10 protein-coding genes and 1 pseudogene are annotated in these 9,109 nt (G+C 65.1%); 4 read left to right on the top strand and 7 right to left on the bottom strand.

Going from position 1 to position 9,109, the window contains the following annotated elements; translation table 11 throughout:
- The 6 genes from Q0925_RS10455 to Q0925_RS10430 form a co-directional block, all read right to left on the bottom strand.
- Positions 1-609: V-type ATPase subunit (locus tag Q0925_RS10455; RefSeq protein ID WP_299335139.1), on the bottom strand; the 609-nt coding region annotated here is incomplete at its 3' end.
- Positions 606-1,187 (bottom strand): V-type ATP synthase subunit E, encoded by a 582-nt coding sequence (locus Q0925_RS10450; protein WP_299335137.1) that lies wholly within the window; start codon positions 1,185-1,187, stop codon positions 606-608. The genes Q0925_RS10450 and Q0925_RS10455, both read right to left, overlap by 4 nt.
- 21 nt (positions 1,188-1,208) lie before the next feature.
- The gene (locus tag Q0925_RS10445; RefSeq protein WP_299335135.1) at positions 1,209-1,469 is read right to left on the bottom strand and encodes a F0F1 ATP synthase subunit C; all 261 of its coding nucleotides are present in this window, start codon (positions 1,467-1,469) and stop codon (positions 1,209-1,211) included.
- Positions 1,470-1,691: 222 nt separating this feature from the next.
- A complete protein-coding gene (locus Q0925_RS10440) occupies positions 1,692-3,944 on the bottom strand; it encodes a V-type ATP synthase subunit I (RefSeq protein WP_299335132.1) in 2,253 nt (750 codons plus the stop codon).
- Positions 3,931-4,263, bottom strand: a complete 333-nt coding sequence (ahaH, locus tag Q0925_RS10435) for an ATP synthase archaeal subunit H (protein WP_299335129.1) — start codon at positions 4,261-4,263, stop codon at positions 3,931-3,933. Before ahaH ends, Q0925_RS10440 begins: the two co-directional genes overlap by 14 nt.
- 306 nt (positions 4,264-4,569) lie before the next feature.
- On the bottom strand, positions 4,570-5,565 hold the full coding sequence (locus Q0925_RS10430) for a radical SAM protein (RefSeq protein WP_299335126.1): 996 nt from the start codon (positions 5,563-5,565) through the stop codon (positions 4,570-4,572).
- A gap of 96 nt (positions 5,566-5,661) precedes the next feature.
- Here Q0925_RS10430 and Q0925_RS10425 point away from each other — a divergent pair, with 96 nt between their 5' ends.
- The 4 genes from Q0925_RS10425 to Q0925_RS10410 all read left to right on the top strand — a co-directional run bounded on the left by Q0925_RS10425 (position 5,662) and on the right by Q0925_RS10410 (position 8,888).
- On the top strand, positions 5,662-6,243 hold the full coding sequence (locus Q0925_RS10425) for a cysteine hydrolase family protein (RefSeq protein ID WP_299335123.1): 582 nt from the start codon (positions 5,662-5,664) through the stop codon (positions 6,241-6,243).
- Positions 6,244-6,302: 59 nt separating this feature from the next.
- Positions 6,303-6,731, top strand: a complete 429-nt coding sequence (locus tag Q0925_RS10420; protein ID WP_299335121.1) for a CopG family ribbon-helix-helix protein — start codon at positions 6,303-6,305, stop codon at positions 6,729-6,731.
- A 93-nt stretch (positions 6,732-6,824) separates the two neighbouring features.
- Positions 6,825-7,547 (top strand): alanyl-tRNA editing protein, encoded by a 723-nt coding sequence (locus Q0925_RS10415; protein ID WP_299335119.1) that lies wholly within the window; start codon positions 6,825-6,827, stop codon positions 7,545-7,547.
- Positions 7,548-7,604: 57 nt separating this feature from the next.
- Positions 7,605-8,888, top strand: coding sequence for an MBL fold metallo-hydrolase (locus Q0925_RS10410; RefSeq protein ID WP_299335117.1), 1,284 nt, complete (start codon positions 7,605-7,607; stop codon positions 8,886-8,888).
- A 15-nt stretch (positions 8,889-8,903) separates the two neighbouring features.
- Here the strand turns inward: Q0925_RS10410 and Q0925_RS10405 are convergent.
- A pseudogene (locus Q0925_RS10405) lies at positions 8,904-9,109 on the bottom strand (Crp/Fnr family transcriptional regulator); the annotation flags it as partial.

Here is a 9,109-nt window from a genome sequence, read left to right as displayed (position 1 = left end):
GTACGTCTCGGTCGCCTCGTCGACGACGAGGTCCGCGAGCAGTTGTTCGTAGAAGGCACGGTCGACCGCGTTCTCCAACGGGACCAACACGCCACTGTCCTCGTAATCGTCGAAGGCGTCGGTGAGCGACTCGCCGAACATCGTCTCGTCGAGCAGACCAACGGCGTCCTCTATCGAGCCGGCATCGAGCAGGCGGTCGAGGAGCCGCTCGGGGAGTTCGCCCGCACGGATCAGATCGGTCTCGACGTTCTCGCGGGCCGCGTCGGAGTAGATCCCGCGCAACACCGTTTTTACGTTCCACGCGTCGAACTTCCGGAGATACCGGGCGATCAGGTCGTACAGCCGGCCATCGGCCCACGACAACAGGTTGTTGAAATGTTTCGCGAGGTTGCGATTGAGCGCGTACTCGATGAGGTCGACCCCCGAGTGGCGCGCCCCGAGCGCGTTGATCTCGCGTTCGTACTCCGACTCCTCCATAAAGCGCGCGATCTCGGAGGGGCCCATGCGAACCAGCTTCCGGTAGTCGTCGTCGCTGAACAACGCAGCCTTCCGCGACTGGACGCGCGCCGAGACGTACTCCGGGTTCGAACCGCCGGGACTCGCGCTCATCGCTCGAACAATCGGTCACTCAGTTCCTTCAAGTTGTCCTCCCAGACCGTCTCGAGGATCGAGTCGAACGTGTTGTTCACGCGAACGCGCGACTCCTCGCTCTCGACGACCACGCCACCGAGGCAGTCGTACTCCCCGGCGACGCTGAAACCGTCGTAGTCCTCGAGTAGGTCTTCGAGCAGTTCCGCGTCGTCCGCCCGGCCGTAGACGGACACCGACTCGCCCTCGTCGAACTCCTCGGCGGCCGCGTCCAGAAGCGTCTCGGTCAACGATCGCCGGCGCTCGCCGTCGATGTCGACGACGGCGGTCTCGACCGCCTCGCGGACGTCCCCGAGGGCGTCGCGTCGCGCCTCGAGTCGGGCCTGCTTGGCCTCGAGTTTCGCGCTGGAGACGGCTTGATCGCGGCGCTGTTCGATCTCACGCTCGACCGCCGCCTCGCGGTCCTCGAGGATCTCGTCGGCGTCGGCTTCGGCCTCCTCGATGATCTCGGCGGCGCGGTCCTCGCCCTCAGCGCGAATTTCTTCCGCACGCGCACGGGCTTCTTCTCGGATGTCCTCGACGACTGTGTCTAAACTCATGATGAAACGGGAGAGAGGCGATTAGACCAAGAACACGACGACCAGCGCGAGGATTACGAGAGTCTCCGGCAGAACGGTGAAAATCAGGCCCTGCACGAAGAGGTCCTGATCCTCGGCGACGGCGCCAACGGCGGCGGCGCCGATGCCACGCTCGGCGTACCCTGCGCCGAAGGCCGCGAGACCGACGGCCAGTGCCGCGGCGGCCGAGGCCGGAATGGCCGGTGCGGCTGCCCCTTCTGCCTGCAGTGCGACGGATGCCAGCTGCGTTGCAATTTCGTACATTGTGGATGGTAGTGTGGAGTCCGTTTACTGTCTCCGAACAGGAGGTACTTGCCTTCAGGACTCTCATAAAGCTTCCCAAACACTCTCGTCAGAATTGTCGAATACGGAAACGAAAGAGGCGTCAGCCGGTGAGGCGTCCGATGCGGTCACACACGCGGAGTACATAAATGGCCCGGATCCGGGCGCGTGACCCGCGGCGGCGAAGCCGAAACAGCGGGGGAGTCAGTCCTCCGTGGTGTACGTCCGTTCGTAGCCGAACGGTTCGTACTCCTTACCGCCGCCGTTGTAGAACTTGCCGAAGAACTCGACGTACTCGAGACGCACCGCCTGCAGGCCGGCGCTCGTCACACCCAAGGCGAGAACGAGCAGGTGGCCGAGCACGAGCACGAGCAGGCCAACCACGAGCATCGCCGGACCGGAGTGGACCAGTCCACCGAACATGATCTCGGTGACCTCGTGGCCGTGGGCCATATCCCCGACTTGGGGCATATGGCCGAGACCGAAGTGGTAGGCCGCGTCCGAGCCCGACTCGGTGACGTACACGCCGAAAAAGAGGAGATTAACGGTAAAGGCCATCCCCGCCTTCGCGAGCAACACGGCCGCGATCCGGGTGTACGACAACGCGTTCACCAACACGTTCAGGAACTCGATGATCTCGATCGGTTCGCCAACGGCAAGCAAAACGAGACCGACGGCGAACGCACCGAACCCGACCAGCCCGACGAGTTCGGGGAAGCCGTTGAATCCGAGCGCGTAGGTGGCGCTGATCGCCTCGCCGGCTTCGGGAGCCGCCCCCGACCCATCGAAGATGGTGAAGATGAAGTTGGGCTTGTAGCTCACGGCGCTTTGCGAGAGAATCCACACCCACAGCCCGTTGAGCATGAGGATCCACGACCCGCTCTCGTAGAGCGCGTGCTTGGCGTCGTGGTGGTTGAGGTTCTCGATAAAGTCGAAGAGATAGCCCACGTTGAGATGGACGATGCCCATCAGGATGCTCACGACGAGCCACGTCAGCGCGTACGACTGGCCCGACGGTGAGAGGCCCTTCTCCATCGGCGCGTGGGAGAGTCCGACGACACCCTCCCAGAGATACGTCGCGATCAGGTGCAACCCGAATACCTCGCCGTAGAGAACGCCAAAGAGCATCGTGAAGCCCCCGGCGAACATCGTGACACCGCCCATGCTCTTGAACGCGTCACCCTCGAAACTGTTGTAGAGGTAGTAGCCGATGAGGGTGTACAGCGCCCCGTACCCGAGGTCACCGATCATGAATCCGAAAAAGGCCGGAAACGTCAGAAAGAGAACGACCGTCGGATCGAACTCGTCGTACTTCGGGCGGCTGACGGCCTGGGTGAGCACCTCGAAAGGCTTGACGGCGTCGGAGTTGTTCTGGACGACCGGCGGGGAGTCGTCGCGCATCACGACGCCACCCCCGCCGTCGGCCCGGACCTCGTCGCCGCCGTCGGCGGCCGCCGGGTCGGCCGGTTCCGGATCGGCCGGAACCGAAACGTTCTCCCGGACCGCCTCGAAGCCGTCCGCGTCGAACGACGCCCGTTCGAGCTCCTCGACCTCGGCGTGGTCGCCGACCGCATCCGTGATGGCCGCCTTGAGAGTCGCGTACTCCGCGGTCGGAACCCAGCCCTCGGCGACAAAGGCGTTGTCCGTCGTCGCAAAGGAGAGCGGGGCTTCCCGTTTTTGAACGTCGATGGAGAGTTTCTCCTCGGCCGCAAGCAGGAAGTCGGCCCGCTTGACTTTCACCTCCTCGAGTTCGTCCTCGACGGTGTCGAGTTTCGAGGACAGCTGCTGTCGCCGGTGTTCGAGTTCCGCGACGTACTCCTCCGGCGAGCCCTCGGCGTCCGGAACCTCGAGCGCGGTGAAGTCAACGCCGACGAGCGCGTCGGTGAGAACGTCCTCGTCGGCGTCGTCGGTCGGTCGAGCGAAGGCCGCCACCACGTCTTCCTCGGCGAACACCTCGAAGGCCGCGATGCCCGCGGCGTCGGCCACCGCTCGCTCCACCTCGTTGGCCGTGCCCTGGCCGACAACCACGTCGATGGTGTCGTAGCCGGAGAGCAGATCGAGGTCGATCCCGAGCGTGGCGAACGGCTCGATCGACGCGATCTGCTCCTCGACGCTCCCGAGTTCGTCGCGGATGTCGTCGCGGCGGTCCTCGAGTTCGTTAACGCGCCCGCGAATCTTCTCGAGTTCCTCGTCGAGGGCCTCGTCGGTGACGATGCGGGTCGGGCCCGCGTCCTCGGGGTCCACGTCGAGGATGCTCTCGATGGAGCGGACGGTAACGAGTTTCTCCGAGGTGTCGTCAGCGCCTTGAACCGGCGTCCCCGGTTCGAACCCCTCCCACGAGTTGTCGTACTCGGTGACATGGAGCAGATTACAATCATGGACCGCCTCGACGACATCGTCCATGACCCCCTTCGATCCCGTCACCGAGACCTTGCTCATCCGTTCAGGTCTGAGCATGCACCGCCTCCTCGAACTGGGTGGTGGCGTACTCGACCACCTCGTCGATTCGTTTCTCGGCTTGGGCGATGAGTTCCTCCCGGGCCGCCTGCCCCTCCTCTCGAATCTCCTCGGCCCGGGCCTCGATCTCCGCCTCGGCCTCGCTCAACCGGTTATCCGCCATCTCCTCGGCCTCGGTTTCGGCCGTTGCGCGGATTTCGTCGGCCCGCTCCCGTGCCTCGGCGATGCGCTCTCTGCGGTCGGCCTCGGCTTCCTCGACGATCTCTTTGGCCTCGTTCTCGGCCGTCTTGATTCGTTCGAGAACCTCTTGTCTCGGCATGCTACTGATCGTTGGAAAATTTTGGAACGGGCGTATAAGGTGTTTGCGGAACGGATCCGGCGGGCCTGCGCTACATACCAGAGCCACGCCGCGGGCGACGTGGGTCCCACGAGAAACAACGCGACACCGAGTGTCTCGGTGGCAACCGAGCGAAACGCCTCCCACACGGCGGGGAGCCGCCGGATGTGTGGGCCTGCGAGCACACCGGACGCCGGGCGTGAACGGCCACACAACGGCGTTGCCTTTCGGGGCCGTGTCGGGGCCAAAGCGCGGGCGTTCGACTCGGAGCCGCGGCGGTCGGGACCGCTACGCCAACGGCGTCCGCTCGACCACGGTCCCGTCGACGGTCGGATACTGTTCGACGATTTCGCCCTCGCCGACATCGCCCTCGTCGACCATCTCCTCCAACAGCCACCACGCGAGTTCGACGTGGTCGGATTTGACGGTGTAGTACTCGTCGGGAACCCCGAGATCACGCAACCGTTCTTCGGTCACCCACGTCTTGCCGTAGACGAGCGTTCCGTCGTCGGTCACCTCGTCGAACTCCCGGCGGATCTTGCGGGCCATCCGCTTCAGCCGCCGACGGTGCTGAGCGGCGTCTTTGAACACCGAGGTACAGAAGTACACCTTGTCGTGGTCGCCCATGACGTCGAGTATCTCCTCGGTCGGCGACTCGACGGCGCTCATGTGCCCCTCCTTGCGTTCGAAACCTGCCTCCTGCATCCGTCGGTAGTTGCCGTCTGACATCTCGAACTCGTTGACGTTACAGAAGTCGGCCGCACCCTCGTCGAGAAAGTCGAGAAACTCCGTCTCAGCGCGAATACCGGGAATCTCGAACGCGGGTGTAAGACCCTCGTCGCGGGCGATGTGGAGGATCTCCTCCCACTCGGTGCCGTGGAGGTCACCCCACAGATCGAGCGGTGGATGGAACCGAATCTCGTCCAATCCCGCCTCCGAGAGGCGACGCATATTCTCCCGGCCACCCGTGATGCCCGTGTAAAGATGGGTGTGGTGGTCCTCGCCCAACTCGTCTTTCAACAACGAAAGGTAGTGACAGGTGCGGTCCAGCGCCTCCTGTGGTTCCCCGCCCGTGATCGAGGTGCCGAGGGCGTCCATCCGGTGGGCCTCGGTGAGGACATCCTCGTCGGAGTGTACCTCGCGTTCGTTGGCGTAGACGGTGTCGACGTTCTTTCGATTCTCCCCGAGCGGGCAGTCGAAACAGTCGCGCTGATCGCAGTAGCCGTAGACGAACAGCACCATCTTTCCGCCCTTGGCACACTGTTCACAGCCCTTCGAAATCATTCGTTGTCGACATCACGACCCCGAGGGGTGAAAACCCGTCGGTCCGTCGGCGTCCGAACCGACCGTTTACCTGCCCCGGGTCCATACCGGCGGTCCATGCCATACGATCCCGACAGGACCGCGGTGATCGTCGTCGACATGCAGAACGGCTTCTGTCACCCGGATGGAAGTCTCCACGCCCCGGCGAGCGAGGCGGCCGTCGACGAGGTGTCGGAGCTCGTCGACCGCGCACACGAGGCGGGCGTTCGGGTGGCGTACACCCGCGATATCCACCCGCCGGAGCAGTTCGAGGGCACCCACTACTACGACGAGTTCGACCGCTGGGGTGAACACGTCGTTGAGGGGTCGTGGGAGGCCGAACTCGTCGACGAACTCGACGTCCGGCCCGACGACCACGTGGTCGAGAAACACACGTACGACGCCTTCCACGGGACGGAACTCGACGGGTGGCTTTCCGCCCGAGGTATCGACGACCTCCTGATCTGTGGAACGCTCGCGAACGTCTGTGTCCTCCACACGGCCGGCAGCGCGGGACTGCGGGATTACCGGCCCGTTCTCGTGACCGACGCCATCGGCTACGTCGAGGCGGCCCACCACGAGTACGCCATCGACCACGCCGACTGGCTGTTCGGCGAGACGACCACGCGGGAGGCAGTCGAGTTTCTGCCGGTCTGTTGAGGCTCGCGCGACGGCCGTGGATAGTAACGATTAATATCTGAACGCCGACGAGTTAATACATGACTGTCGTTAGCGTCTCGATGCCCGAGGAGTTGGTCGAGCGGATCGACGCCTTTGCCGACGAACACGGCTACACCGGTCGGAGCGAGGTCGTCCGCGAAGCGTCGCGGAACCTCCTCGGCGAGTTCGAGGACAAGCGCCTCGAAAACCGCGATCTGATGGCGGTCGTGACGGTCATTTTCGACTACGAGACGACGAGCGTCGAGGAGCGTATGATGGGTCTGCGCCACGACTACGAGGGCCTCGTGGTCGCCAACTTCCACAGCCACGTCGGCTCGCATTACTGCATGGAACTGTTCGTTCTCGAAGGACAGTTGGACACCATCTCCACGTTCGTCGGAAAGATCCGGGCGACACAGGACACCCTCAGCGTCGACTACTCCGTGATGCCGGTCGACGAGTTCGGGCCGTTCGTCTCGCCGGAATAGCACTGTCCCCGCCGGGTTCCGGTCCGATCCGACCAGAACCGCTCCGGGTCGGCAGGCTACAGCCTTTTGTCCATCGACTGCCACCGCTCGGGCATGACGGAACTCCGTTATCTTCCCGATGCCGACGGCGTCACCGAGTTCGAGGCAACCGTTACCGAGGCGACCGACGACTACCTCGTCCTCGACGGGACGTACTTCTACCCCGGCGGCGGCGGTCAGCCGCCGGACCGAGGGGTGTTGTTCTGGGACGGCGGCCGAGCCACCGTCGTCGACGCCGAGAAGAACCACGGCGACGTGCGCCACCATCTCGGGGGAGTGGAGGGTGACCGCCCCGAGGCGGGCACGACGATCACCGGTCGGATCGACGGCGACCGTCGGGAACGGCTCCGGCGGATGCATACCGCCCAACACGTCGTCTCGCGGGTCGTTCTCGACGCGTTCGGGGCGGCGACCGTGGGGAATCAGGTGTCTGTTGACGGTGCGCGGATCGACTTCGAACCGGCCGCGTTCGACGACGAGGCGTTGTCGACCATCGAGCGTCGGTCGAACGAGGTCATCGGGCAGGACCTCACCGTCGAGAAGGGGGAACGGCCTCGGGAAGCGGTCGAGAACGCGGTACCGGAGGGCCGGACCCAACTCGACTTGATCCCCGAACACGTCGATCCGCTCCGGGTCGTCGCAGTCGGCGACTTCGACCTGTGTCCCTGTGGCGGGACACACGTCGACCGTCTCGGGGACGTGGGACGGGTCCGGATCACGAACCGCGTCTCGAAGGGAGAAGACGTCGATCGTATCGAGTACGAACTGGAGCCATGAGTCCGGAGCGGACCGAAAGCGACGGACACTAACCGCGTGGGCGGCTACCGGCGGGTAATGGAGCTTCGGTTTCTCGGCGGCGCTCGCGAGGTCGGGCGAAGTGCCGTTCTCGTGAACGACGCCCTCCTCATAGATTTCGGTATGCTGACCGACAGCCCGCCGCAGTTCCCGGTCGAGACGCCGGTTCCCGACGCGGTCGTCGTCTCCCACGGCCACCTCGACCACGTCGGCGCGATTCCGTCGTTGTTGTCGGGCGACGCCCGGCCCCAGATCCACTGGACGCCGCCGACGCGGGAACTGGCGCTCACACTCGCCCGCGACACGCTGAAACTCCACGGGGGCACACTCCAGTGTCCGTTCACCGAGAACGACGTCAAGCGGGTGACCGAGGTGTCGGAGACCCACGGCTACGGAGGATCGTTCGAGGCCGCCGGCCACGAGGTGACGTTTTTTGACGCCGGGCACATTCCGGGGAGCGCACACGTGTTGGTCGACGACGGCGACACCCGTCTGTTGTACACCGGGGACTTCCACGTCGACGGTGGGGTGGGGGCAGGGGCGGGAACAGAGACCGACCGAACCGGGCCGGCCGGACAACGACTCGTTCCGGGGACGACGGCCCGGCCCGACGCCGATGTCGTCGTCTGTGAGAGCACGTACGCCGACGTGGACCACGAGCGTCGGGGGACGGTCGAGAAGCGGTTCGCCGAGAGCGTCAAGACGACGCTCTGGGAGGGCGGGACGGTCGTCGTCCCGGCCTTTGCGATCGGGCGGACACAGGAGATGATGCTCGTCTGTGAGGCACACGACATCCCCTGCTACGTCGACGGAATGGGGAAAGGCGTCACCGAGATGATCCGCCGGCATCCGGGATTCGTCCGTGATGCGGATGCGCTCCGGCGTGCAACGTCACACGCCCGCTTTGTCACCGGCCGCGACGGCCAGCGGAGACGGATCACGGACCAGCGGGCGGCGATCATCACCACCAGCGGGATGCTCTCCGGCGGCCCCGCGATGACGTACATCCCCGAGATCCGAGCCAACCCGGTGAACAAGATCGCGATGACCGGCTACCAGGTGGAGGGAACGCCCGGTCGGAGCCTCATGGAGACGGGGCGGGCCGAAATCGACGGCCGTGTCATGCCCGTCGCCGCGCAGGTCGAGCAGTACGACTTCTCGGCACACGCCGACCGCGGTGGGTTGGTGTCGCTTCTCGAGTCGTACCGCGACGGGCGGGTGCTCGTGAACCACGGCGACCGGTGTGTGTGGTTCGCCGAGCAACTCCGGGCCGACGGGTTCGACGCGGCGGCACCCGATCTTGGCGAGACGGTCGTGGTGTGAGACGCCCCGGCCCGGCTACTCCGCCGTGTCGACAACCTCGTAGTTGATGTTGCCGTCGCGGAGGGTATCGAGGTGGGTCGAGAGTTCGTCGGCCGCGGTCAAAAGCAACACGTCGAGTCCGCGGGCGGCGGCTTCGCCGACCGCCTGTGGGGTGCCAAAACGCACGTCCGGATCGAGACCGGCCGCCCGCGCCGCCGCGAGCGCTTCGGTCCCGGCGGTCG

It is taken from the genome of Haloplanus sp., from assembly GCF_028275055.1.
Taxonomy (GTDB): domain Archaea; phylum Halobacteriota; class Halobacteria; order Halobacteriales; family Haloferacaceae; genus Haloplanus.
Note: the sequence above shows the minus strand (reverse complement) of the source record. Positions and strands in the feature narration are given on the sequence as shown.

Excerpts from the sequence above, each read along its gene's own strand:
- Q0925_RS10450 (WP_299335137.1), bottom strand. The coding sequence starts at position 1,187 with ATGAGTTTAGACACAGTCGTCGAGGACATCCGAGAAGAAGCCCGTGCG.
- Q0925_RS10445 (WP_299335135.1), bottom strand. The coding sequence starts at position 1,469 with ATGTACGAAATTGCAACGCAGCTGGCATCCGTCGCACTGCAGGCAGAA.
- Q0925_RS10440 (WP_299335132.1), bottom strand. The coding sequence starts at position 3,944 with ATGCTCAGACCTGAACGGATGAGCAAGGTCTCGGTGACGGGATCGAAG.
- ahaH (WP_299335129.1), bottom strand. The coding sequence starts at position 4,263 with ATGCCGAGACAAGAGGTTCTCGAACGAATCAAGACGGCCGAGAACGAG.
- Q0925_RS10430 (WP_299335126.1), bottom strand. The coding sequence starts at position 5,565 with ATGATTTCGAAGGGCTGTGAACAGTGTGCCAAGGGCGGAAAGATGGTG.
- Q0925_RS10425 (WP_299335123.1), top strand. The coding sequence starts at position 5,662 with ATGCCATACGATCCCGACAGGACCGCGGTGATCGTCGTCGACATGCAG.
- Q0925_RS10420 (WP_299335121.1), top strand. The coding sequence starts at position 6,303 with ATGACTGTCGTTAGCGTCTCGATGCCCGAGGAGTTGGTCGAGCGGATC.
- Q0925_RS10415 (WP_299335119.1), top strand. The coding sequence starts at position 6,825 with ATGACGGAACTCCGTTATCTTCCCGATGCCGACGGCGTCACCGAGTTC.
- Q0925_RS10410 (WP_299335117.1), top strand. The coding sequence starts at position 7,605 with ATGGAGCTTCGGTTTCTCGGCGGCGCTCGCGAGGTCGGGCGAAGTGCC.